This is a genomic window from Pseudomonas sp. NyZ480 (assembly GCF_029537255.1).
GTDB lineage: Bacteria > Pseudomonadota > Gammaproteobacteria > Pseudomonadales > Pseudomonadaceae > Aquipseudomonas > Aquipseudomonas taiwanensis.
In genome coordinates this window covers 2,349,354-2,373,921 of record NZ_CP120626.1, presented here as the reverse complement: position 1 = coordinate 2,373,921, position 24,568 = coordinate 2,349,354, and the positions used below count along the sequence as shown (strand labels likewise).

Annotated in this window: 19 protein-coding genes and 1 pseudogene; 7 read left to right on the top strand and 13 right to left on the bottom strand. The window is 62.5% G+C overall.

What is annotated here, in order from left to right; genetic code table 11:
- Nucleotides 1-11 precede the first annotated feature (11 nt).
- Both P3R38_RS10895 and katG read right to left on the bottom strand, forming a co-directional pair.
- Nucleotides 12-812: a polysaccharide pyruvyl transferase family protein gene (locus P3R38_RS10895; RefSeq protein WP_023380237.1), complete on the bottom strand. Its 801-nt coding sequence runs from the start codon at nucleotides 810-812 to the stop codon at nucleotides 12-14.
- A 341-nt stretch (nucleotides 813-1,153) separates the two neighbouring features.
- Nucleotides 1,154-3,403, bottom strand: coding sequence for a catalase/peroxidase HPI (gene katG / locus P3R38_RS10890; RefSeq protein ID WP_104881866.1), 2,250 nt, complete (start codon nucleotides 3,401-3,403; stop codon nucleotides 1,154-1,156).
- A gap of 374 nt (nucleotides 3,404-3,777) precedes the next feature.
- Between katG and P3R38_RS10885 the strand changes: the two genes are divergently transcribed.
- Together P3R38_RS10885 and P3R38_RS10880 are read left to right on the top strand one after the other, a co-directional pair.
- A complete protein-coding gene (locus P3R38_RS10885; protein WP_023380235.1) occupies nucleotides 3,778-4,686 on the top strand; it encodes a LysR family transcriptional regulator in 909 nt (302 codons plus the stop codon).
- A 101-nt stretch (nucleotides 4,687-4,787) separates the two neighbouring features.
- Nucleotides 4,788-5,387, top strand: a complete 600-nt coding sequence (locus P3R38_RS10880; RefSeq protein WP_027907187.1) for a hypothetical protein — start codon at nucleotides 4,788-4,790, stop codon at nucleotides 5,385-5,387.
- Nucleotides 5,388-5,457: 70 nt separating this feature from the next.
- On the opposite strand, the gene P3R38_RS10875 is transcribed toward P3R38_RS10880, so the two are convergent.
- Complete coding sequence (locus P3R38_RS10875) at nucleotides 5,458-6,336, bottom strand: DMT family transporter (protein ID WP_023380233.1); 879 nt, start codon at nucleotides 6,334-6,336, stop codon at nucleotides 5,458-5,460.
- Between the two features lie 229 nt (nucleotides 6,337-6,565).
- Between P3R38_RS10875 and P3R38_RS10870 the strand changes: the two genes are divergently transcribed.
- The gene (locus tag P3R38_RS10870; protein WP_027907186.1) at nucleotides 6,566-7,390 is read left to right on the top strand and encodes an aldo/keto reductase; all 825 of its coding nucleotides are present in this window, start codon (nucleotides 6,566-6,568) and stop codon (nucleotides 7,388-7,390) included.
- A gap of 83 nt (nucleotides 7,391-7,473) precedes the next feature.
- On the opposite strand, the gene P3R38_RS10865 is transcribed toward P3R38_RS10870, so the two are convergent.
- Complete coding sequence (locus tag P3R38_RS10865) at nucleotides 7,474-9,561, bottom strand: EAL domain-containing protein (protein ID WP_023380231.1); 2,088 nt, start codon at nucleotides 9,559-9,561, stop codon at nucleotides 7,474-7,476.
- Between the two features lie 148 nt (nucleotides 9,562-9,709).
- Nucleotides 9,710-10,204, bottom strand: coding sequence for a GNAT family N-acetyltransferase (locus P3R38_RS10860; protein ID WP_104882536.1), 495 nt, complete (start codon nucleotides 10,202-10,204; stop codon nucleotides 9,710-9,712).
- A gap of 168 nt (nucleotides 10,205-10,372) precedes the next feature.
- Here P3R38_RS10860 and P3R38_RS10855 point away from each other — a divergent pair, with 168 nt between their 5' ends.
- Entirely contained in the window at nucleotides 10,373-10,696 is a 324-nt protein-coding gene (locus P3R38_RS10855; RefSeq protein ID WP_023380229.1) for a hypothetical protein, read from the top strand.
- 44 nt (nucleotides 10,697-10,740) lie between these two features.
- Here the strand turns inward: P3R38_RS10855 and P3R38_RS10850 are convergent, their stop codons facing one another.
- Nucleotides 10,741-11,211 carry an FAD/FMN-containing dehydrogenase gene (locus tag P3R38_RS10850; protein ID WP_104881867.1) on the bottom strand — a complete coding sequence of 157 codons (471 nt, stop codon included), beginning with the start codon at nucleotides 11,209-11,211 and terminating at the stop codon, nucleotides 10,741-10,743.
- Nucleotides 11,212-11,350: 139 nt separating this feature from the next.
- On the opposite strand from P3R38_RS10850, the gene P3R38_RS10845 reads away from it, so the two are divergent.
- Complete coding sequence (locus P3R38_RS10845; protein ID WP_023380227.1) at nucleotides 11,351-12,358, top strand: GlxA family transcriptional regulator; 1,008 nt, start codon at nucleotides 11,351-11,353, stop codon at nucleotides 12,356-12,358.
- 7 nt (nucleotides 12,359-12,365) lie between these two features.
- On the opposite strand, the gene P3R38_RS10840 is transcribed toward P3R38_RS10845, so the two are convergent.
- On the bottom strand, nucleotides 12,366-13,037 hold the full coding sequence (locus P3R38_RS10840; protein ID WP_023380226.1) for a TetR/AcrR family transcriptional regulator: 672 nt from the start codon (nucleotides 13,035-13,037) through the stop codon (nucleotides 12,366-12,368).
- Between the two features lie 344 nt (nucleotides 13,038-13,381).
- Entirely contained in the window at nucleotides 13,382-15,289 is a 1,908-nt protein-coding gene (gene quiC, locus P3R38_RS10835; RefSeq protein WP_023380225.1) for a 3-dehydroshikimate dehydratase QuiC, read from the bottom strand.
- A 512-nt stretch (nucleotides 15,290-15,801) separates the two neighbouring features.
- Here quiC and P3R38_RS10830 point away from each other — a divergent pair.
- Nucleotides 15,802-17,175: an MFS transporter gene (locus tag P3R38_RS10830; RefSeq protein WP_023380222.1), complete on the top strand. Its 1,374-nt coding sequence runs from the start codon at nucleotides 15,802-15,804 to the stop codon at nucleotides 17,173-17,175.
- A gap of 33 nt (nucleotides 17,176-17,208) precedes the next feature.
- On the opposite strand, the gene P3R38_RS10825 is transcribed toward P3R38_RS10830, so the two are convergent.
- The 5 genes and pseudogenes from P3R38_RS10825 to P3R38_RS10805 all read right to left on the bottom strand — a co-directional run.
- Complete coding sequence (locus P3R38_RS10825; protein WP_277687132.1) at nucleotides 17,209-18,621, bottom strand: DOPA decarboxylase; 1,413 nt, start codon at nucleotides 18,619-18,621, stop codon at nucleotides 17,209-17,211.
- 204 nt (nucleotides 18,622-18,825) lie between these two features.
- A complete protein-coding gene (locus tag P3R38_RS10820; RefSeq protein WP_104881868.1) occupies nucleotides 18,826-19,770 on the bottom strand; it encodes a LysR family transcriptional regulator in 945 nt (314 codons plus the stop codon).
- 100 nt (nucleotides 19,771-19,870) lie between these two features.
- Entirely contained in the window at nucleotides 19,871-20,581 is a 711-nt protein-coding gene (locus tag P3R38_RS10815) for a YebC/PmpR family DNA-binding transcriptional regulator (protein WP_023380218.1), read from the bottom strand.
- 140 nt (nucleotides 20,582-20,721) lie between these two features.
- A complete protein-coding gene (locus tag P3R38_RS10810) occupies nucleotides 20,722-22,113 on the bottom strand; it encodes an FAD-dependent oxidoreductase (protein WP_202676086.1) in 1,392 nt (463 codons plus the stop codon).
- Nucleotides 22,114-22,196: 83 nt separating this feature from the next.
- A pseudogene (locus tag P3R38_RS10805) lies at nucleotides 22,197-23,444 on the bottom strand (MFS transporter); the annotation flags it as partial.
- A 247-nt stretch (nucleotides 23,445-23,691) separates the two neighbouring features.
- Between P3R38_RS10805 and P3R38_RS10800 the strand changes: the two are divergent.
- Nucleotides 23,692-24,561, top strand: coding sequence for a LysR substrate-binding domain-containing protein (locus tag P3R38_RS10800; RefSeq protein WP_023380215.1), 870 nt, complete (start codon nucleotides 23,692-23,694; stop codon nucleotides 24,559-24,561).
- Nucleotides 24,562-24,568: the final 7 nt, after the last annotated feature.

The following is a 24,568-nucleotide window of genomic DNA, read 5'->3' as shown; positions in this document are numbered from 1 at the left end:
CGAATCGGCGGTTACAACGCTGGGAACGCCTTGATGAGGTTTTGCTGGATATCGCCAAGTCCTGGGCGAAGATAATCGCCCATGCAGCTTTCGACAGACCAATTAGCGTCCTGCAAGATCTGGTCGGGCGTTATCGGTGCGGGGTCAACGATGCCGAAGGCTGAGTAGTAGTCCTGGAACTTGAACTCCCAGTTGGCATTTCTTTCCATGGCCATCCATTTATTGGGCACGCCGTAGGAATCTGCAACGATCAGCCCATGCAGACTGGTGGACAGCACGAACTCACAGGAGGCTATCTCGGACAACACCTGTTTTACTGGCGAATACACATCAATGACCTTCGAACCCGGCAGGTGCTGTAAGAGCGCCTTGATGACGGGAGCAGCACGGTGATTGATATGTGGAATGATGCCGATGCGGGTGTGCTTGTGCAGTGGCCTGTTGACCAGTGAAGACGAAAGCAGCCCAGGGTCGCCCAGCACAGGCTGGCGTTTCAAACCCTGGATACGCGATGCGCATTTCTGCCCACGTACCGCGTGGTAGTAGTGCCGACTCGAGAACAGATCCTGCGCATCTGCGGTGCCTGCCCCCCAGATGTGCAGCTTGCGTGGAAAGCCCCAGATCCTGGCTTTCTTCTCGCGCCCCAAGACACTGCCAATGGCAATGAGTTCGGCGGATTTTATCGGCGAATGTTCGACTTTCTTGCCGGATACGAACTCGACGATATCGGCAGAGAGGTAGTCTCCGAAGTTTTGACGGTTCGGGTCTTTACGCCCGCTACCGCGACACCAATACAGCTTGATACGACCCACACACACCACCTGGTTACAATCAGGGAACACACTTCCCCAAAGCCTTCCTTGACGCCGCGGCGATCTATAACCGCCCACGCCCCCAATAAACGCCAATGGAACGAACAGCTGTCAGACAGCCACCTATGCACGCGAAAAAAGGGCCGCATGATAGCGCACCCTTGCTGCGATTACTGCCTGCGTCTTATGGGGAAGCATGCACTAACAGCAAACTTCCGTCGGCAGAATGGAAGGGGGAATGACTGACGTTTCAGGAAACCCAGGGGTGAGTCGCCCTCCGGCAAAACATCGCAACCGGAGGGTAACTCGAGGCCTGTCGCATCAGGCCTTGGGGAGGGGACTCAACGCGGCAAGTCGAAGCGGTCGAGTTCCATCACTTTGGCCCAGGCCGCGACGAAGTCCTTGACGAACTTGGCGCTGCCATCGCTGCTGCCGTACACCTCGCTCAAGGCTCGCAGTTGGGCATGGGAGCCGAACACCAGGTCAACCCGGGTGCCGGTCCACTTCACTTGCCCGGTCTTGCGATCGCGCCCCTCGAAGGTGTCGTTGTCGGCCGAGGTCGACTTCCATTCCACGCCCATGTCCAGCAGGTTACGGAAGAAGTCGTTGCTCAGGCTGCCGGGCTTGTCGGTGAACACCCCATGCTTTGAACCACCATGGTTGGCCCCCAGCACACGCAAGCCGCCGATCAGCACCGTCAGCTCCGGAGCGGTGAGGGTCAGCAACTGCGCCTTGTCCAGCAGCAATTTCTCGGCCTTGACGCTGTAGCGCGCCTTGGTGAAATTGCGGAAGCCGTCAGCCAGCGGCTCCAGCACGGCGAACGACTCGACATCGGTCTGCGCCTGGCTGGCATCGACACGCCCAGGATGGAACGGCACGCTGACATCGTGCCCGGCGTCCTTGGCGGCCTTCTCCACCGCCGCGTTGCCGGCCAGCACGATCAGGTCGGCCAGGGAGACCTTCTTGCCGCCACTGTTGAACTCGCTCTGGATCTTTTCCAGCGCCGTCAACACGTTCTCAACGCCCTGGTTGGCAGCCCAGTCCTTTTGCGGCGCCAGACGCAGGCGAGCGCCGTTCGCGCCCCCTCGCTTGTCCGACCCGCGGAACGTCGAGGCCGAAGCCCAGGCGGTGGACACCAGCTCGGCAACACTCAGGCCCGACGCCAGCACCTTGGCCTTAAGCGTCGCGATGTCCTGCTCGTTCACCAACGGATGATCGACTTTCGGCAACGGGTCTTGCCACAGCAGCTCTTCGTTGGGCATTTCCGGGCCCAGGTAACGAGCCAGAGGCCCCATGTCACGGTGGATCAGCTTGTACCAGGCGCGGGCGAAGGCATCCGCCAACTGGTCGGGATTGTCCTTGAAGCGACGGGCGATGGGCTCGTAGATCGGGTCGAAACGCAAGGCCAGGTCAGAGGTGAGCATGGACGGCGCGTGGCGTTTGGCCGGGTCGTGGGCATCCGGCACGGTGCCGGCCCCCTTGCCGTCCTTGGGTCGCCATTGGTGCGCACCCGCCGGGCTCTTGGTCAGTTCCCACTCGAAGTTGAACAGGTTGTTCAGGTACTCGTTGCTCCAGCGGGTCGGGGTCGAGGTCCAGGTCACTTCCAGACCACTGGTGATGGTATCGCCGCCCTTGCCGGTGCCGAACTTGTTGGCCCAGCCCAGGCCCTGCAGCTCCAGCCCCGCGGCTTCAGGCTCGGGCCCGACGTTGTCGGCCGGGCCGGCACCATGGGTCTTGCCGAAGGCGTGGCCGCCGGCAATCAGGGCAACCGTTTCTTCATCGTTCATGGCCATGCGGCCAAAGGTTTCACGGATATCCTTGCCCGAGGCCACTGGGTCGGGAACGCCCTCCGGGCCTTCCGGGTTCACGTAGATCAAGCCCATCTGCACAGCGGCCAGCGGGTTTTCAAGATTACGCTCGCCGGAGAGCGTACGGCTCTCTTCTTCCGGACGCTTGGCCGGTTCGGCCACCAGGTCGCCCTGGCCGGGCGCTTGGGCCTTGCCATAGCGGGTATCGCCACCCAACCAGACTTTCTCCGAGCCCCAGTACACGTCTTCGTCTGGTTCCCAGACGTCGGCACGCCCACCCGAGAAACCGAAGGTCTTGAAGCCCATCGATTCGAGGGCAACGTTGCCGGTGAGCACGATCAGGTCGGCCCAGGAAATCTTGTTTCCGTACTTTTGCTTGATCGGCCACAGCAGGCGCCGTGCCTTGTCCAGGCTGACGTTGTCCGGCCAGCTGTTGAGCGGGGCGAAACGCTGCTGCCCAGAGCCAGCGCCACCACGGCCGTCACCGATGCGGTAGGTGCCCGCGCTATGCCAGGCCATGCGGATGAACAATGGGCCATAGTGACCGAAGTCGGCTGGCCACCAGTCCTGGGAATCGGTCATCAAGGCGGTCAGGTCTTTCTTCAGGGCCTGGAAATCGAGGCTCTTGAACGCCTTGGCGTAATCGAAGTCCTTGTCCATCGGGTCGGACTTCGAGGAATGTTGATGGAGAATCCTAAGATTGAGCTGGTCAGGCCACCAGTCGCGGTTGGTGGTGCCGCCACCTGCGGTTTGATGGAACGGGCATTTCGATTCGTTCGACATCTGCGGTTACCTTTTGGGTCGGTTATCCAGATTTCCGGTCTATGCCAGGTGTTCTTTCAGCTGAGCACAGGGGCTCATGCCTACCCCTCATCAGGTTGGGTCGGACGCGTGCCGACACGGGGCTAGCGACCTTGCCACGGCGCCGCGGCTCGGTCTTGCACACAGGTGCTGACACGCCGCCCGCACGCACAATTCGCGGAGCCAGGGACAAGACTAGCCGACCTTGGGCAGACTTCTAATAGAGTGGCTATTGCGGGGCGATAGCGTCAGCGTATGCTTTTTCCCGGTCAAAGGCCGGGCACATCCATACAAGGCAAAAGGGCCCTCGGCGTGCTTCAATTCATCGCCAACCACTGACGCCCAGAGCCAAGCACATGAACCGCAATGACCTGCGCCGCGTCGACATGAACCTGCTGGTGCTGTTCGAAGCCCTGATGATCGAACGCAACCTGACCCGTGTCGGCGAAAAGCTGTTCATCACCCAATCCACGGTCAGCGCCGCCCTCGCCCGCCTGCGGGAGCTGTTCGACGACCCGCTGCTGATCCGCAATGGCCGGGCCATGGAGCCGACGCCGCGGGCGATGCAGATTTTTGCCGAGCTTGGGCCGGCCATGGACGTGATTTCCGCGGCGATCAGCCGGGCGCGGGATTTCGATCCGGCCAACAGCTGCAACGTGTTTCGCCTGGGCCTGTCGGACGACACCGAGTTCGGCCTGTTTCCCGCCCTGCTCCAAGCCCTGCGCGAAGAGGCCCCTGAGATCAGTGTGGTGGTGCGTCGAGCCAACTTCCTGCTGATGCCAGGGCTACTGTCCAGCGGCGAAATTTCCGTCGGCGTGAGCTACACCACCGACCTGCCGGCCACGGCCAAGCGTCGCAAGCTGCGCAACATCGGTGTGCGGGTGCTGCGCGCCGATGACCGCCCCGGCCCGCTGACCCTGGACGAATACTGCGCCCGCCCCCATGTGATGGTGTCCTTCTCGGGCGACATGAGCGGCAACATCGACCTTGACCTGGCCCGCATCGGCCGCTGCCGTAAGGTGGTCCTTGCAGTGCCGCAGTTCGGCAGCCTTCGGGCCTTGTTGCGTAACACCGAACTGATCGCCACGGTGCCGGACTATGCCGCCTGTGCCCTGGCCGACGATGGCAGCCTGCGCGCCGACCCCGCACCGTTCGATGTCACCGAGGCAGAGCTGTCGATGGTCTGGAGCGGCGCCCAGGACAACGACCCGGCTGAACGCTGGCTGCGCGAGCGGATCATGCAGTTCATGGCCGACCCTCGTTGATTCATCGACCTCGTCAATAGCCACCATGAACAGCATCGAGTTCCGCCGCAAGCAGTGCCTGGCGGAAGATGGCGGCATTGATGCATTGACGAGGTTTCCCGATGAAAACCGGCATGATCGCAGCCCTGCTCGTCCTGCTCGCGGCTCTCAGCGGCTGTGCGGCGCCTGCAGCGAACCACGACGCCAGGCCCGACGGGCATTTTTACTCCGCCACCGCAATGTCCAGTGTGGTGCTTGCGCCCGGCCAGCATGTCGCAGTACTGCTGGGGCGCAACGGCGCCTCGACACTCGACTACCTGCAGCGCCATCGCGACGAACGCACTGCGCCCGCGCAGAACCGCAGCATTCCGGTCGCCACCCTCAACAGCGGCAGCCAAGCCTACGACTGGCTGGCCAAATCACTGGCCCAACAGTTCGCCGAAGTGACGTTCTATGACGACCTGGACACACTGTTGGCCGATCGCCCGGACATCATCGTGCTCCTCGATAGCGAAAGCCGACTCGCCAGCGCCGATATCGAAAGCCGTGTGGTAGCACGCTTCTTCGACGACCAGCTGACCTACATCGGCCGTGCCGAGGGACGGGCGCACAAGGCGCTTGGCGATGTGACACGGGTTATCGACGATGAGCAGGCAGTGCAGGCCGATGCGTTGCGAGACTTCGATGCGTCGTTGAGCAGCTTGCTGGGGGGGCGTGCCTGACCCATGTGGCCATCGAGCAGCCCCTTCGCAATGCATGGGTTCTTCCACATCCAGCTGCACGCAATGACGGTCACTTCCTGCGCTGCATCCACGCCGCACCCAAACCGCTCAGGCAGATGACGGCGATCCCGATCAGGCTGGCACTGTCCGGCACCTGCCGGTAAATGAGCAGGCCGAGCAACCCGGCGAATACGATCTGGCAGTAACTGAACGGTGCCAACAACGCCGGCGCCGCATGGCGGAACGCTTGGGTTAGCAGCAAGTGCGCGCTCATGCCAAAGCCGCCCAGTGCCAGCATCAACAGCGCATGATCCCAGCGCGGCACTTCCCAGAAAAATGGCACCAGCGCCGTCATCACCAAGGTGTTGCACAACCCTGCATAGAAGTTGCTGGTGGTCGGGCTGTCGTGGGCGGCCAGGATACGGGTCAGCAACTGGTAGAAGCAGAACCCCAGCGCCGAGCCGAACGGGTACAGAATCGCCGGGGTGAACATCGCGCCTCCCGGGTGCACCACCACCAGCACCCCGACGAACCCCAGCACCACCGCCACCCACTGCCCCGCCGTCACCCGCTCTTTGAGCAGCGGTGCCGACAATGCCGTAACCAGCACCGGCGCAAGGAAGTTGACCGCCGTCGCCTCGGCCAGCGGCAGGTACTGCAGGCCGGTGGTGAATAACAGGCTGGTGCTCAGCAGGCTCAACGCACGCAAGGTCTGCAGCACCGGGCGACGAGTCCGCAGCACGTTAAGGCCGGACTTGGGCAGGAAGATCCCGGCCATCAGCAAGGTATGCACCAGATAGCGCGCCCAGACCACCATGATGATCGGGTAAAGCCCGCCGAGAAACTTGGACAAGGCATCGTGGCTGGCAAATAGAAACGTCGCCACCACCACCAGGGCGATGCCTCGCAGTGGTTGATTGACTCCGGACAGCGGTGTGCTGGAACTCATGGCGCTCTCGATGGCGGCGCGGCGGGATACTGCGCCAGGGTGAAAGGCAGGTGCGGCAGGTCGAATTCTAGAAGAGATACGACAACTTAAGGAAGACCCATTGCCGTTCCCGCTCAAGGCCCAGAAGATTTCGTTCGCTGATCGACCACTTTTTGCCTCAGGCACATGGCCCAGGCCGCAACACACACGCACCATCAATGCCCGTTCCTCCCCCCTACAAGGAGTTCTCATGCATAGGTTAACAACCCGCAACGGTCTGGACTTGCCCTGTATCGGCCTGGGCACCTGGCCAATGACCGGCAGCGAATGCACCACAGCGGTCCGCCAGGCGCTGGAGCTGGGTTATCGGCACATCGATACCGCCACCGCCTACGACAATGAGGCCGCGGTCGGCCAGGCCCTGCGCGAGAGCGAAGTGCCGCGCGAAGCCATCCACCTGACCACCAAGGTCTGGTGGGACAAGCTCGAACCCAAGGCCATGCGTCAATCGCTGGAGGACAGCCTGCGTCTCCTGGGCACCGACCAGGTAGACCTGTTCCATATCCATTGGCCCGCCAAGGACATGGACCTGGCCCGCAGTATCGAGACACTGGTCACCCTGCACGAGGAAGGCAAGGCGCGCAGTATCGGCGTGGCCAATTTCCCGCTCGGCCTGTTGCGCCAGGTGGTCGAGGAGCTGGGGGCGCCGCTGTCGGCGATCCAGGTGGAGTACCACGTGCTGCTCAGCCAGCAGCCGCTGCTGGACTACGCGCGTCAGCATGACCTGCTCTTGACTGCCTACACGCCGCTGGCGCGCGGACGGGCCGCGGAACAGCAGGCTATTGGCGATATCGCCGCCAAGCATGGCGTCCTGCCAAGCCAGGTCGCGCTCAAGTGGCTGCTGGACCAGGATGGCGTGGCGGTGATTCCAAAAGCCAGCAGCCGCCAGAACCAGTTGGCCAACCTGGCGGCACTGGACGTGCAACTGGATGATGATGACCGGACCTTGATCGCGGCGCTGCCGAAGGATCAGCGGGTTGTGAGCCCAGATTTTGCGCCCCAGTGGAATAGCTGAGCGCCCCCATCGCCGCCAACCCGGCTCCTGCATAGACCCCGCAGCATAGCGACGGCGGGGCATGGAGCCGGCACCGCCAGCGATCAGCCCACCTGTTTCAATCGCTCGCTCGCCGGTGCCGGTCGACCGTACAGGTACCCCTGAAAGTGCGAGCACCCCTCGGCAGCCAGGCGGCGCATCTGCTCTTCCGACTCCACACCCTCGGCCGTGGTCTTGATCATCAGACTGTTGGACAGCTCGGTAATGGCCCGAATGATCGACATCGCCTCGCGGCTTTCGCACATGTCATGTACAAAGGACTTGTCGATCTTGATCCGGTCGAACGGGAATGAACGCAGGTAGCCCAGCGACGAGTAACCCGTCCCGAAATCGTCCAGCGAGATGGACACTCCGAGTGCCTTTAGCGCCCGCAGGGTACGCACGTTCTCTTCACTGTTGCCCAGCAACACCGATTCGGTGATTTCCAACTCCAGGCGCTGAGGCGCCAGGCCCGAGTCGGCCAGCGCCAGGGCCACCGTGTGCACCAGATTGGCGTTCTTGAACTGCACCGGCGACAGGTTCACCGACACCGTCTGCTCGCCTTCCCAGCTGGCTGCCTCCTGACACGCCAGGTTGAGTGCGCGGGTTCCAAGCTCGTGGATCAGCCCGGTTTCTTCGGCGATGGGGATGAAGTCCATCGGCATCACCATGCCCCGGGTCGGATGCTCCCAGCGCAGTAGCGCTTCGTACCCGGTGATCTGGCTGGTCTGCTGGTCGACCACTGGCTGGTAGTGCAGGTGCAATTGCCCAAGGTGCAGCGCTGTACGCAGGTCGGTCTCGACCAGGCGGCGCTGGCGTGCGGCAACGTCCATCTCGACGCTGAAGCACTCGTAGCGATTGCGCCCATTGCGCTTGGCTTCGTACAACGCCATGTCGGCATAACCCAGCAGTTGCTCGGCCTGATCGCTGTCCTGCGGGGCGATGGCCACCCCGATGCTGACCCCTACCGAGAACTGATGGCCTTCGATCTGGAACGGCGGGCTGATCGCTTCAATCAGGCGCTGGGCGATGTGGTAGGCACCCTCACGGTTCTCCAGGTTGGTCAGGACCACGGCGAATTCATCGCCGCCCAGACGGGCCAGGGTGTCGTGCTCCCGCAGCTCGCGACGCAGCCGCTTGCCCAAGGCTCGCAGCAACTTGTCGCCGAAAGCATGGCCAAGCGAGTCGTTGATGTTCTTGAAATTGTCCAGGTCCAGGCACAGCGCAGCGGTCAGCTTGCTGTTGTCCTCACCCCGCACCAGCGCCTGTTTCAAACGCTCGTTGAACAGCGTGCGATTCGGCAACCCGGTGAGCGCGTCATGGTGTGCCATGTGGTGGATCTGTGCGTGGGCGGCCAGCTCCTCGGTGGCGTCTTCGGCGACGAACAGCACGTAGTCGGCCTGACCGTCGCGATTCTGGCAGAGCAGCGACCGGCTGCGCAGGATGCGCGGGCCGCAGGCGGTGTCGACCCGGGTTTCGGCGGCAAACCCCTTGGCACTGCGGGCACCACGGCTGAACTGCTGACCCAGGAATTCAGCGCCAGCCGGGGTCAGGCACTCGTTGGGCATCTGGCCGATCATGTTCGCGTCACGGCCGCCGAACAGGCGCTCGGCCTGCTGGTTGGCCAGCAGGATGCGCTGGCTCTGCAGGTCCTGGACGATCACACTGGCAGGAATATTGGAGATCACCGAGTCGAGGAACTGCGACAGGTTGGTCATCTCCTGGCTGTACTGCTCGGCCAGCTCCTTGGCCTTCAACAGCTCCAGCTCCTGCTGGCGACGCTCGGTGATGTCACGCGTGACCTTGGCAAAGCCGACCAACTGGCCATCGTCGTCGTATACCGCGTCGATCACCACATGGGCGTGAAAAGCCGTGCCATCCTTGCGCAAGCGCACACCGATTTCCTCGAAGCGCCCCGTGCGCCGGGCCTGATCCAGGTTCTGCTCGGGCAGACCGGCGTTACGCTCGCTATCCTTGTAGAACAGCGAATAGTGCTTACCGACAATCTCGTCGGCCCCATAGCCCTTGGCCCGCTGCGCTCCCGGATTCCAGTTGGCGACGATCCCCTCGGGGGTAAGCAGGTAAATGGCGTAATCCAGCACACTCTGGATCAACAGCCGGTACATGATGTCCGAACTTGCGACTAGCGACATGAGATTTACCTGAACCTGCCAAGGGAACGATAAGCCGCCGGGCACGGTGGCGGCCAGGTCTTGCAAAAGGGTGCTGGCATTATGCCAATTACCTGATTTTTGTGAAGTGACTCACAAAATTTTGCCGTTGCCCATCGCGGCGCGGCGCTCAGTGGCGGGCCGCGCTTACCCAGAAATTGAGCAACTCCGGGTCGTCATCCAGCTCGATCATCCGCACCGGACGCGGCAGGGTATCCACCAGCGCTTGGCAGAACGCCACGGCCTGGCGGTCCCGGCCATGGCAGCGCAGCAGCCAGTCACCGGGGCGGCCGAGGAACTGTTGCGCGACAGCCCGCGCAACGCCCTGGCGGCGATACTTTTTAAGGATGAACAGGTCAGCCAGTTCCAGGGCATCGACCCCCGGCAATTCGCTGCGCTCGACCAGCACGAAACCCGCGATGAAACCATCCACCAGGACCAGGCTGGCGCTCCAGTCGGGAGCGTGCCAATAACGTTGCAGGTGTGATTCATGAATGTAGAAACGCCCGTCCACCTCGACGTCCTCCTGCTCCCAGTCGGAGGATTCATAGGCATAGAACTGATAAAGGTTGCGCAGCAGTTCAGCCTGGTCGGGGGTGGTTTCAAGCAATTCGATGGGCAGCATGAGGCGGGCTCGAAAAATTAGCAGTTTAACGCGCGCCGAAGAACGCTGTGGGCAGATTCCCACCGCGACCGGAGCAGCCTGAACAACGCGTTGGTTTCAGTTTCGCTAACGGCCGGTTAGATTGCAGGCCCCGGCACGGAGGCCTGCATCCACAGAAAAGGAAATGCCATGAAACACGACTTCCAACTCGCCTACACGATCAGCCCCCTCGACACCGGCAAACCACAGCACGTAGCTTCGGCGGAGAAAGCGCGCACCATCCTGCGCCACAACCTGGGTTGGGAAACCACCGGTGATATCGAGACCACACTGCTCGGCCAAGTGGAGCTGGCACCCGCCACCCTCGATGACAAGGCCCGCGAAGCGAAACGCCAGGTCCGCATGCGAATAAAAGGCGAACTCGAATCGGCGGACGTGATCAAGCACATCGAGTTCGAAGGCAGCCTGATGGTCAATGGCCTTGGTAGCGCCATCACGCTCAATATTCCATGACCCCGCTCAGGGCATCAGTGCATCGGGTGCCCTGATCACCCCTTTCAAGGGTGCGGCGCTTGGTCCAGGGCGGCCTTGAGCGCCTGCGCATCGCTGAACAGCCGTTGGCTCACCAACGCGCCCCGCTCCAGCTGCAACCACAGCACCTTGCCCTCCTCGGCTGGGTAACGACTGGCCACTCGGCCGTCACGGTCAAGCAGAACCCGGTAGCTGTAGTCACGCATCGCCGGAATGGCGAACAGTTTGCTGATCAGCGCCGGCATGCGCTGGATATCAGCGACGAACAACGCATGGCGTGCTTCAAGGTAGCCCTTGGGCTGATCGGCAAGCGCCGCCTTCACCAGCTTGGCGCCGTCCATATCGCGGGCAACCAGCAAGATATGGGTGCCGGTTTCAAGACTGCCGGCCTGGTCGTACTGGTCGAGCAGCGTCCAGGGCGCCAGTGTTTCACCTGTTTGCAAGGCATTGGCCATGAATGGCAACAGGCTCAGCAGCAAAGCGAGGGCGTATTTCATCGAGGGTCTCCGGGTGAGGTACGCCAGCATAGCTCAGTTGCCTCAATACGACCTCCAATACCACGCCCGCACCCCGGAGATTGTCTTTCCCTCGGCCTGCCGCCACACTCTGCGAACCAGCCTGGAAGCGGAGTTCAGAGTGCCAACGCCACGTCAGTTCAGCAAGAAGACCAGCACCAGCAACATGCTAAGGCTCAAATCCTCGACCGAGAACGCACAGGCGCCCTATCGGGTCGACTTCGTCCTGCTCGAACACTTTTCGATGGCCAGTTTCACCGTGGCCATGGATGTGCTGGTCACCGCCAACCTGCTGCGCGCCGACAGTTTCCGCTTTACCCCGCTGTCGCTCAGTGGCGATCGGGTGCTGAGCGACCTGGGCCTGGAACTGGTGGCTACCGAGCTGGAGGCGCAAGCGCTCAAGGACCTTGATCTGCTGCTGGTGTGTGGCGGCCTGCGCACGCCGTTGAAGTACCCCGAACTCGATCGCCTGTTGGGGGACTGCGCTGCCCATGGCATGGCCCTGGGTGGCCTATGGAACGGTGCCTGGTTCCTTGGCCGCGCCGGCGTGCTCGATGACTATGGCTGCAGCATCCACCCCGAACAGCGCGCGAGCTTGTCCGAGCGCAGCCCGCAGACACGCATCACCCCTGCCAGCTTCACCCTCGACCGTGACCGCCTGAGCGCGGCCAGCCCCAACGGCGCCATGGAGCTAATGCTAGGGCTGGTACGCAGGCTTTACGGCGATGGCTTGGCCGAAGGTGTCGAGGAAATCCTGTCGTTCTCGGGTGCTCGCTATCGCCAGGTCGGGCCTGGAGCGAAGAAGTCCATGAGCCTGCACCTGCGCACCATCGTCGAGCTGATGGAAAACAACCTGGAAGAAACCCTCAGCCTCGACCAGCTGGCCACCTACAGCGGGCGCTCGCGAAGACAGATCGACCGGCTGTTCCAGGCCCAGTTGGGTACCTCGCCGCGGCGCTACTACATGGAGCTGCGCATCACCAAGAGCCGCCGCCTGTTGCAATACTCCGACCTGTCGGTGATGGAGGTGGCGGTGGCCTGTGGTTTCGTCTCGGTGTCGCACTTCAGCAAATGCTATGCCGCCTACTTCGGCTACCCGCCGTCACGCGAGCAACGGCTGGGTGAATGAGCGCCGGTCAGGCGCGGATGTAGCGCATCACTACGTCGCAGATCATCGCCCTGTGGCGCTGCCTGACGTTGGTGTCGGAGAAATCGACCTGGAAGATGTCGCCAAAGGTATGCCGGTTCGATACCCGATAAAAACAGAACGAGCTCATCAGCATGTGCAGGTCGATGACCTCGATTCCGGGCCGGAACACGCCCTCTTCAACACCGCGCTGCAACGTACGACTCAAGGCCTGGAGCACCAGGCTGCTCATCTCGCGGATGACCGGGGTCTTCTTGACGTATTCGCCGTAATGGATGTTCTCGGTGCAGACCATGCGCACGAAGTCGACATTGCGGTCATGGTGATCGAAGGTGAACTCGACCAGACGCTGAATTGCCTGCTCGACCGGCAGCGATTCTAGCTCGAGGCTTTGTTCGGTCTTGCGGATATCGCCGTAAAGCTTGACCAGGCACTCGACGTACAGCTGTTCCTTGCTGCCGAAGTAGTAGTAGATCATGCGCTTGGAGGTGGCCGTGCGCTCGGCGATGGCGTCGACCCGCGCGCCTGCCAGCCCCTGCTGGACGAACTCGTTGATCGCGGCCTGGAGGATGTCCTCGCGCGTTTTCTCGGGGTTGTTCTTGCGCGTCTTGCGCACCCCTTCGATCTCAGGCTGGCCGAGGCTGACTACGGAATCACTCATACCCACTCACAGGCTGTTTATTGGAATGCGAGGATTATCCGTGAGCGAAGCGATACAGGGAAGCGCGCTGTTGGTCGGGTGGTGTCGCGGAGGGTGTGGTGATTGTGAGATCGAACCCCGCCTGCGCGGCGCATCGCGAGCAAGGCTCGCTCCTACGTCTATTCCGGGCCAATAATTCCTGAAAGATGTGCGCTTGACGCGATATCAGGTCGTACAAGCAAGGCGCTCGCGCGCGCCTGTCACTGACGTCATTGGCCCGAAACAGACGTAGGAGCGAGCCTTGCTCGCGATGCGCCGCGCGGGCGGCGCTCGATCTCACAGGCCCCCAGAGCCTAACGCCATGCTCACAACACCGGCTTGCGCGCCGCACCACTGCGCCGCTTGGCCATCGCCGCCAGCCGCACCGCAACGTTGGCGGCACCATAGCCGGCGTACCCCCCCTTGCGCTGGATGATTTCGAAGAAGAAACGCTCCTCGAACGCCTCGGTGTAGACGTGGAACAACTCCCCCCCCTGGGCATCGCGGTCGTACAGCACGTTGTAATACGCCAGCTCGCTGAGGAATTCGTCGTCGAAATCGAAGCGCGCAGCCAGATCGTCGTAGTAGTTCAGCGGAATCTCCAGCAACGGCACTCCCGCCTCCTTGGCCCTGGCCACTTCGCGGAAGATATCGTCACAATCGAAGGCGATGTGATGAACACCCGAGCCCCGATAGCTGGACAATGCGTGGGCGATGGCGGTGTTACGGTTTTCCGAGATGTTCAACGGCAAACGCAAGGTACCGCACTGACTGCGCAGGGCGCGGCTTTTCACCAGGCCGTATGGGTCGGGCAAAACCACCTCGTCGTCAGCGGCGAAGTCGAAGAGACTCTTGTAGAACAGCACCCAACTGTCCAGCGACTCGGCCGGCAGGGCCAGAGCCATGTGGTCGATTCGGCGCAAGCCACCACTGGCAGTCGCTTCAGGGTCCAGGGAGAAGTCGGTATCGTACAGCGAGCGGCCTTCGCGCCCCTGCTGCACCAGGTAGATCAGGCTACCGTCCGGGGCACGCACCGCAGGCACTTCACATTCGTTGGGGCCGACCAGGCCGCGGAACGGCTGACCACGGAAAGCCGTCGCGCGCTGCAGTGCCGCCTCCTCGTCCTTGACTCGCAAGGCCGTGGCACACAGTGAAGGGCCGTGAGCCTCGAAGAAGTTGTGGCCGAAGGAATACGGCTCGGCATTGAGCACGATGTTGATATCGCCCTGACGCAGCAGCGTCACGTCCTTGCTGCGGTGCTGGCCAGCCTCGGCGAAGCCCAGGCGCTTGAGCCAACCGCCAAGGCGCGCACCAACGGCCTCATCCACTGCAAATTCAAGGAATTCGACACCGTCATAGGCACTGGCCGCCGGTGGCGCGAACAACACACCCGGCTCGATGGGCGTGGCTTCTTGCTCCAGGCGCAGGCGGGTCTGCTCTTCAAGGTACAGCAGCGAACGCAGGCCATCGGCGGCGTTCTGCCGTGCCGGTGCCGCGCGGAAGCCGTCGTTGAAAATCTCCAACGACAACGGACCACGATAGCCAGTCGCCAAAATCGGTGCGAGGAAGCCCGCCAGATCCATTTCACCTTGCCCTGGGAAGCAGCGGAAGTGGCGGCTCCACTCCAGCACGTCCATCGCCAGGATCGGCGCATCGGCCATCTGCACGAAGAAGATCTTGTCGCCGGGGATATCGCGGATCGCCGACGGATCGCCCTTGAGCGACAGGGTGTGGAAGCTGTCGAGGATCACGCCCAGCGCAGGATGGTCAGCCTGGCGCACCAGGTTCCAGACTTGCTGGTAGGTGTTCACATGGCGGCCCCAGGCCAAGGCTTCGTAGCCGATGCGCAGACCGCGCTTGCCGGCATGCTCGGCCAGCAGACGCAGGTCATCCACCAGAATCTGCTCTTCGCTCAGCGCATCGGCCTGGACGTTGCTGCACACCAGGACCAGGTCGGTACCCAGCTCTTGCATCAAGTCGAATTTGCGTTCGGCCCGATCGATGTTCTTCTGCAGGCGTTCACGACGGCAGCCTTCGAAATCGCGAAACGGCTGGAACAGAGTGATGGCGATACCCAGGTCGGCGCACATCTGCCGAATTTCACGTGGGCTACCGGCGTAATAGAGCAGATCGTTCTCGAAGATTTCAACGCCGTCAAAACCGGCGGCGGCGATGGCTTCGAGCTTTTCCGGCAGAGTGCCGCTCAAGGACACGGTGGCTATCGAACGCTGCATGCTGGAATACCTTGTTATTGGAGCGCGGCGCGGGGCCTGCGCGGAGGACGACGGTGCCGAAACCTCGAACAGGTTTCTGGCACGATCAATTATTCGCAGGTAAAGTCCTGTCAGCAATTGGTTTGTACGAAATGGTTAGTTTTGTGTTCGATTACCGAACAAAACCCGTTTCGATGAATTGATCAAATGCCAACCCGTGCGCAACTATGAATTCCAGACGCAGGTAAACCGAAGATCCGATTCTGCCCAGAAGGTCGTTCGGCGGAACCTGCGCTGAAGAGCCCAGTATCACCACATAATAAGTTCAATAAACCGGGTACCGACCTATGCACACTCCAGTCGCCTTGCGATCCGCACCTGCTCGCTCGCTCTCCCTTCGCACTTCCCATCCGCGATTGCGCGCCATTTAGCAACGCCCCTACTCCCGATATCGATCGCTACGTCCGGCCCCTTGTCGCGCCTCGCGAACGCTGCCAGCCGTGCGGTAACCAACAAGAACAACGGAGACAACGATGGCCCACTCCAGCTCTCAAGCCAAGAAGGCGACCGCCAGCGGATGGATCGGCTCGGCACTCGAGTACTACGACTTCTTCATTTATGCGCAAGCTGCGGCCCTGATCTTCCCGCAGATCTTCTTCCCCAACACCGACCCGAAAATGGCCATCATCGCTTCGCTGGCCACCTACGGTGTCGGCTACCTGGCCCGTCCGGTCGGCGCCTTCGTGCTCGGCCACTGGGGTGATACCCGCGGGCGCAAGAACGTACTGCTGCTGTGCATGTTCCTGATGGGCCTGTCGACGATGGCTGTCGGCCTGCTGCCTACCTACCACGACATCGGCCTGCTGGCCCCGGCACTGCTGGTGTTGCTGCGCCTGGTCCAAGGCTTTGCCGTGGCCGGCGAAATCTCCGGCGCCAGTTCGATGATCATGGAGCACGCTCCGTTCGGCCGGCGCGGCTACTACGCCAGCTTCACACTGCAGGGCGTACAGGCCGGTCAGGTCATGGCCGCCGCGGTATTCCTGCCGCTGGCCTACTTCATGCCAAGTGAAGCCTTCAACGATTGGGGCTGGCGTATTCCGTTCCTGATGAGCGCCCTGGTGCTGGTAGCGGGCTTCATCATCCGCCGGGAAGTGCATGAAACCCCAGCCTTCGTGAAAGAAGAGAAGCAGGACAAAGTCGCCAAGTCGCCCGTCAAAGAAGCTTTCCGTCACAGCTGGAAGCACATGGTGCTGGTGATGTTCATGGCACTGATGAACGTGATCCCGGTCGTGGCCACCATCTTCGGTGCAGCCTACGCAGTACAGCCGGCCTACGGCATTGGCTTCGACAAGAGCGTTTACCTGTGGATTCCGGTGGTCGGCAACATCGTTGCAGTGTTGGTGATTCCGTTCGTCGGCAACCTCTCGGACAAGATCGGTCGTCGCCCGACCATGATTGCCGGTTGCCTGGGCTCTGGTCTGCTAGCCTTCGTCTACCTGTATGCGATCAGCATCCAGAACGTACCGATGGCCTTCGTCGCCTCGATCGTGATGTGGGGTCTGGTGTACCAAGGCTACAACGCGGTGTTCCCAAGCTTCTATCCAGAGCTGTTCCAGACCCGCTACCGGGTCTCGGCCATGGCCATCGCACAGAACATCGGCACCATGCTCACCGCCATGCTGCCGGCGCTGTTCGCCTTCGTTGCCCCGCCAGGTTCGGACAACATCCCACTGGTGATCGGCGGTTTGGCGTTCCTCATCACCTGCGTGTGCGCCTTCGCTGCCTACCTGGCACCGGAAACCCACCGCCTGGCAATGGAAGACCTGGGTAACCCACAGGCCAAGCCGATGGAAAAAGAAGCCTACGAGGCCAGCCGCAAAGGCAGCTTTCAGACAGTAGGACATTGATGGACAAGGGGGCCGCTTAGCGGCCCCCTTGTTTCAGTCGTTGACGATTTGCTGTAACCGCTCCCACAACCGCTCCACATGCTCTCGCTCGGTCGGCAGAGCCCCCACCGACACTCGCACCATCCAGCGCCCATCCAGGGTAGCCGGCGTGACATAAGCATCCCCCGAGGCATTGAGCCGTTGCGCCCAGCCCTTGGTGTGGGTATCCAGCGCCTCGCCATCCAACCCTGCTGGACAATGGCGAATGCACAACGTCTGCAATTGCACAGGTGCCAACAGCGCCCATTGCGCCGTAGCCTGCACCTGCTCGGCCAGCCAGCGGGCGTTTTCCAGGTCCCGGCGCAAGCGTTGCTGCAAGGCCTCTACCCCCTCGCTTCGCAACATGAACCACAGCTTCAACGCGCGGAACCGACGACCCAATGGGATCCCCCAATCGCGCAGGTTCTTCACCTCGTCATCCACCGCCGACTGCAGGTAGCTGGGGTTGGTGCTCATCACCCGGATCAAATGCTGTGGGTCGCGCACATAGTAGATCGAGCAGTCGAAGGCCACGCCCAACCACTTGTGGGCATTGACCACCACCGAGTCGGCCAGCTCAATGCCCTCCCACATCCAGCGGCATTCCGGCAGGATCATCGCCGAACCAGCCATGGCCGAATCAACGTGCAGCCACAAGCCATGCGCCTGGGCGATCTCGCCAATCGAACGGAGCGGATCGAGCGCGGTGGTGGCGGTGGTGCCGGTGGTGGCGACGACCGCACAGGGCTGATTGCCCGCTGCCAGGTCCTGCACGATGGCCTCGCGTAGCGCCTCAGGGCGCATGGCGAACTGTTCGTCAACGGCGATCAGGCGAATGTTGTCGCGTCCGAAACCCGCCAGCAACGCTGCCTTGTCCACCGAACTGTGCGCGTGGGCGCTGACATACACGACCAACGGTTTTGCCTCGGCCTGCAGGCCACCCCGCACCAAGGCGTACCCGGTGGCTCGTTCGCGCGCGCAGATCAGCGCCACCAGGGTGCTGGTCGAAGCGGTGTCCTGGATAACCCCGCTCCACTGTGCCGACAAACCCAACAATTGGCGCAGCCAATCCAGGGTGGTCTCTTCCAGCTCGCTGAGTGCCGGACTGGATTGCCAGGACAGCCCGAGCACGCCCAGGCCGGTGCTGAGGAAGTCGCCCAGGACCGACGACAGCGTGCCGTTGGACGGGAAGTAGCCGAAGAAATTCGGGTGCTGCCAGTGCGACAGGCCAGGCATCAGCAGGTGGTTGACGTCGTCGAGAATTGCCTCGAACGGCTCGGCCTTCTGCGGCGCTGCATCGGGCAATGCCGACTTGAGATAGCCCGGCTCAACCTGTGCCATGACCGGGCGCTCGGCGATACCTTGCCGATAGTCTGCGATCAAGTCGATCAGTTGGTGGCCATACTGGCGAAATTGTTCGGGGGTCACGCTCAGTCTCCTTTGGGGGTGCCTGGCGTCAGTGCCGCTCTTTGCGCAAGCACGCCCGCTCCCACAGATTACTCACTGGCTCCGAAAACAGCGCAGTCCTGCAAGGAACGGCTTCACCCACGAAAAGGGCCAGCCCCGACACCACGATGTCCCCCAGTCTAGGCAGCCCCACGCCGCCGAAGAACCCCACTTGGCGCATACCTGCTATGGCAAAGGCGCATGACCGCCCTGTACACCGAACTGCGATTGCCGCCACAGCTCGAAGACTCGGTTGCGCAACCAGCGATGCTCAGCAGATGCCTGCAGGCGCTGGTGCCACACCACCCAGTAGCGTTGGGTGTGCTCGATAAAGCCCAGCGGTCGCCAGGCCAGTGGGTGCAGCCGGCACAATTGGCGGGCGATGTGTTCGGGAACGGTCGCCACAGCCTGGCTGTTGCCGACCACCTGCACGGTGGCGGAAAAGAACGGCACTTCCAGGCCAACCCGCCGCTGCAGGCCTTGGGCGCGCAGGTGGCGATCGATGAAGCTGTCCTTGTCGCCGCCACCTGAGATACGCACATGCTTGAACGCCAGGTAGTCCTCCTGGCTCAAGGCTTCGAATGCTGTGAGCGGATGGTCCTGACGCATCAGGCACACCGCACGGTCCTCGCCCAGCAGGCGGCCGTGCAGGTTGGGTGGAGACTCATCGAACAGGGTCGTGGCCAGGTCGATCTCACCACTGGCCAGAAGCGCATACTGGCCAGCCTGCCAGGTGCGGTACTCCAGGCTTATGCCCGGCGCTTCGCGCTCCAGCGCTGCCACCAGCAGCGGCAGCATATGTTCGGCGACGTAATCGGAGGCAGCCAGACAGAACCGACGCTCGCAACGGGCTGGGTCGAAGGCCGCTGGCTGGCGCAGGGCCTGGAGCTCTTCCAGCACCTGACGCAGCGGTTCGACCAAGGCTTCGGCATGCTCGCTGAGCACATAGCCACGGCCCTGTCGCACCAGCAGCGGGTCGTCGAACGCTTCGCGCAGATGGGCCAATTGACGGCTTAGGGCCGACTGGCTGACGCCCAGGCGCTCGGCTGCATGGCTGAGGTTCTTCAACTGCAGGAGGCAGTCAAGCGTACGCAGGTGAGCGAGGCTGAGGGAGGTGAAGGTGGGGTTCATTCAAGCCTTCCAGCAAGGGAGCGCCATGCCCAATCGCCAGCCCCCCAGCCCCTGCAGGAACCGGCTTGCCGGCGATTGGGACGCAACGCGGCCCCTGTCTTCAGGCAGTCAGGCCGACGTAGACGTTCTGCACATCGTCGTTTTCGTCGATCGCTTCGAGGAATGCCTCGACCTCGGCCAGGGCTTCAGCGCTCAGGCTGGCAGCGCTTACCGGGTTCTTCGGGGTGTAGCCGATTTTCGCCGAGGTCACGGTGAAACCATGCTCTGGCAGCGCCTTCTGCACGGCGTCCAAGTCGGTGGTGTCGGTGATGAACAGGGTCGAACCCTCTTCCTCGCCTTCTTCGAAGTCCTGGGCGCCGGCCTCGATGGCGGCCATTTCCGGGTCGGCGTCACCGTTCGGGGTCGCCTCGATCAGGCCAACGTGGTTGAAGTCCCAGGCCACCGAACCGCTGGCACCCAGCTGGCCCTTGCGGAACAGCACGCGGATCTGGGCGACGGTGCGGTTGACGTTATCGGTCAGGCACTCGACGATCAGCGGCACCTGGTGCGGTGCGAAGCCCTCGTAGCTCACAGCCTGATACTGCACCGCGTCGCCATCGAGCCCTGCGCCCTTGCGGATCGCCCGTTCCAGGGTTTCACGGGTCATCGAGGCCTTCTTGGCCTGTTCGATGGCCAGGCGCAGACGCGGGTTCATGTCGGGATCGGCGCCGGACTTGGCGGCAATCTGGATCTCTTTGGACAGCTTGCCCATGATCTTGCCTTTGGCGTTGGCCGCGGCTTCTTTATGTTTGGCTTTCCACTGTGCGCCCATGTCGACTCTCTTTGTTTCAGCGGCCGGTTCAGGAAGCGACCGGCCAAAAGTGGGTGCAGTTTATACGCCCTCGGGCGATGGTTCGACAAGAAATCTTCGCCCAAGCGCTGGCAAGCCAGCGCCTACACGCCCAGAGCCACTCAGGCCTTGTCAGACTTACCCGCCGCCGCCGCGAACCGTGCCAGCCGCACGTCCAGCCGCCGCGGCCTTACACCCTGGTCCTCGGCGCGCTCCTTGCGCCGAATGGCATTGCGCACCATCAACGAGCCCAGGTAGCGAATCGGCTCTGGCGGGAACAGGCCCAGCGGTCCGTTGACCAGTGGCGAACGGGTCCATGGGTTGTCCAGCCCCAGCGCAAGCGACGAGAGAATCTGCCCGCCCATGTGGCAAGGCCCTACACCGCTGCCGGAATAGCCGAAGCCATAGAACACGTTGCCTTGCCCATCCAACCGGCCAAAGAACGGCAAACCGGTCACCGAACGGTCCGAGGGCCCGTTCCAGCTGGCCGCCAGAGGCACATCGGCCAGCGCTGGGAAGAACGCGCCGAGGCTCTCGCGCAGCAAGGGCCGGTACGGCGACGGTTGGTCGAACACTGGCAGCATGCGCCCACCATAGGCGAAGGTATTGCCGCCCTTGCCGAGCATCAGCCGGCCGTCAGAGGTGTTGTGGTAGTAATGCACGAAAATGCGCGAATCGAGCACGCTGATGCCGCTGTCGAGGCCGATTTCCCGGAGCAACTCGGGGCACGGCTCGGTGATCACCATATCGCTGGAAACGATGGCCACGGTGCGTTCGAACTGCGCGAATGCCCGCGCCATCCAGGCATTGAGACCAAGCACCACGCGGTCGGCACGGACCGTACCGTGGGCAGTGCGCACCTGCACCGGAGCGCCATGCTCAAGCCCGGTCATGGCCGTGCCTTCATGGATTCGCACCCCCAGCTGCAGGGCCACCCGGCGCAGGCCGCGCACCAGGCGCCCCGGCTGCACGGTGGCGGCAGCCGGAGAGAACCAGCCCTCCAGGTGTCGCGCCGAACCGGCCAGGCGCTGCAGCTGTTCCAGCGGCAAACGCTGGAACGAATTGATCCCCTTCTGCTCCAGCGCTGCGATCACTGCGTCGGTGGCCCCCACCTGGGCCGGATTGGTAGCGGTGTACAGCGTGCCATCCAGTCGGTAGTCGCAGTCAATGCCATGCTCGGCGCAAAACGCGCCGATGGCGCTGATACTGCGCTCGGACTCGCGCACCAGGCGCACCGCCTCAGCCACCCCGAACAGACGCTCCAAGGTGAAATACTTGGCCGACCACGACAGCGCGCATCCGCCGTTGCGCCCACTGGCCCCAGCGCCGCAGATATCCGCCTCGATCAGCAATACATCCAGTGCTGGCACCGCTTGCTTGAGCATCAGTGCTGTCCATAGCCCGGTGTAGCCGCCACCGACGATGCAGACATCACAGCGGGCATCGCCCTGCAGCGGTGGGCAAACAGCCGCCTGTTCGGAATCCAGGGCCTGTTGCAGCCAGAAGGGTCTCATTCGCTTGCTTTCCTTTATGTACGCAGTGGCTTTATTGCCATGCTGGTGTTGGGCGCCACGTCACTGGCCTGGGCCGTGCTCGCCGGGCGACTGTTCCAATGCGGCACCAGCACCAGGGCCGAGAACAGCGCACAGCCTGCGAAGACGATGAACACCGTGACGCTGTCGAAGTAACCGGGCAGCAAGCCGCCCAGCACGGCACCCACCGAACCACACCCGTTGACGAAACCGGCCGCCGTTGCCCCCGCCTTGGCCGTGCCGAAATCGATCGCTGCCGCGCCGCTGATCATCGAGTCAGGCCCATAGAGGGTCAGGCCCATGACGAACAGCAGCGCCACCACCAGCATCACGCTGCCGCTATGCATCGCACCCATGAAGGCTGCCAGTGTCAGGGTCAACAGCAGCAGGCTGATCACGCAGGCCGGCATGCGCCGCGCGCCGAACAGTTTGTCCGAGGCCAGGCCAATGATGATGGGGCCCAGCAGTCCGGCCAGCTCGAAGGCCGTCGGAATGATCGCCGCCCCCACCTTGCCCACCGAAGGCATTTGCTCGAAGACGATCACCGGCCCCCACAGCAAAATGGCATAACGTGCCGGCTTGAGCAGGAAGTAAGCCAGGCCGAGGGTCAGTACCGTACGGTTGCGTAGCACTTCACGTAGCGGCGCCCAGACACTGCACAGGTTTGAACCCGGGGACATGCTCTGCGGCTCAGGCTCCACCGCTGGCAGGCCTACATCCTCGGGTTTGTTGCGCTGCAGAAAGAAGAACAGCACAGCGACAGCCGCCACCACCGCGGCACTGGAGAAGAACGCCGCGTGCCAGGTGCCGACCAGGGTGTAGGCCCACCAGCCGGCGAATGGCGAGGCGACCAACCCGCCAAAGGCATAGCAGGAACTCCACAGCCCCAATACCCGGCCACGCTGCGAGGCCGGGAAGAAGCTGCCGATGTTCTTGCACAGCCCCGCCCAACCGGTGGACTGCGCCAGGCCCTGGATCAACATGCAGGTGGCGAAGATCGGGAAGGTGGCGTAACTGCCCATCACCACCGCAGCGGCGGCCGAAATCAGCAGGCCGCCGAGCACTACCACGCGCGGGCCAAAGCGGTCGGCAAGCATGCCCCAAGTAAACTGGCCCACGGCATAGGCGGCCAGGTAGATCGCATCGAGGTTGGCCATGGCGGCCTTGTCGAGCATGAAATTCGGGTCTTCGCCGATGCCAAGCTTGGCCACCGAGAACGCTTTGCGGGTGAAATAGAAGGCGGCGTAGGCCAGCCAGGTGATGGCGAAGATCTGTACGCGCCAACGTTTCATCGCGGCTAGGGTTTGATTCATTTTGACTCTGACCTCTTGCTCAAGTGTGCCGGCAGAATGTGAAGAAAATGCCTGTCTTGTTGTTGTGTTGCGCACTGCATGACGTGGCTCGTCATCTGGTCAGATGGCGCCGTATGGGCACCATGGCCACAGGCGGCCGCTTGTGGCGGCTGGTTGGGGCTGATCGGTATGGAAACAGCTACTGACTGATAAATAAAAACGATTTAAGGTATTTCAGACATAAGCTCAGCTTGTTACTGGAGACGTCATGGCGGTTTCCCACGCTCAACTCAAGGCCTTTCATGCCGTGGCCGTGCACGGGAGCTTCACCCGCGCCGCAGAAAAACTGTTCCTGAGCCAACCGGCGGTGTCCGACCAGGTGCGCAAACTCGAAGAACGCTTTGGCGTGTTGCTGTTTCATCGCAACAAGCGCTCGGTGCACCTGACCGACCTGGGTGAACGCCTGCTGGGTATCAGCCAGCGCCTGTTCGCCTGCGAAGCCGAGGCCCACGAGCTGCTGCAAGACTCCCGCGCCCTGCAAACCGGCAGCCTGGTCCTGGCCGTGGATGCGCCTGTCCACGTGCTGCCGCAGATCGCCCGCTTCTGCCAGCGCTATCCAGGCATCCAAGTAAAGGTCGAGACTGGCAACACCGATGAATCCCTCGCCCGCCTGTTCAGTTACCAGGCGGACCTGGCGCTGCTGGGGCGCGATGTCGACGACGAGCGCCTGCACTGCGTGCCATTGCGACGCGACCCGATGGTGGCCTTCGTCTCCCATCAGCACCCATGGGCCAGTCGCGGGTCGATCAGCCTGGCCGACCTGGACGACACACCGCTGGTGCTTCGCGAACCGGGCTCGGTAACCCGGCAAACGCTTGAAGAAGAAATGCAACGTGCCGGCCTGCGCATACGCCCGGCGATTCAGGTCGAGGGCCGGGAGGCCGCGCGTGAGGCGGTGGTGGTGGGAATTGGCGTGGGGGTGGTCTCGGCAGCCGAGTTCGGCGCCGACGCCCGTGTATGCGCGCTGCCTATCGTCGATTGCCAGCGGCACCTGACCGAAACCCTGGTGTGCTTGAGCGAACAACGCACACGGCGGGTGGTGGCGACTTTTCTACAGATGGTCCAGGAGGCAATGTGACCTGTAC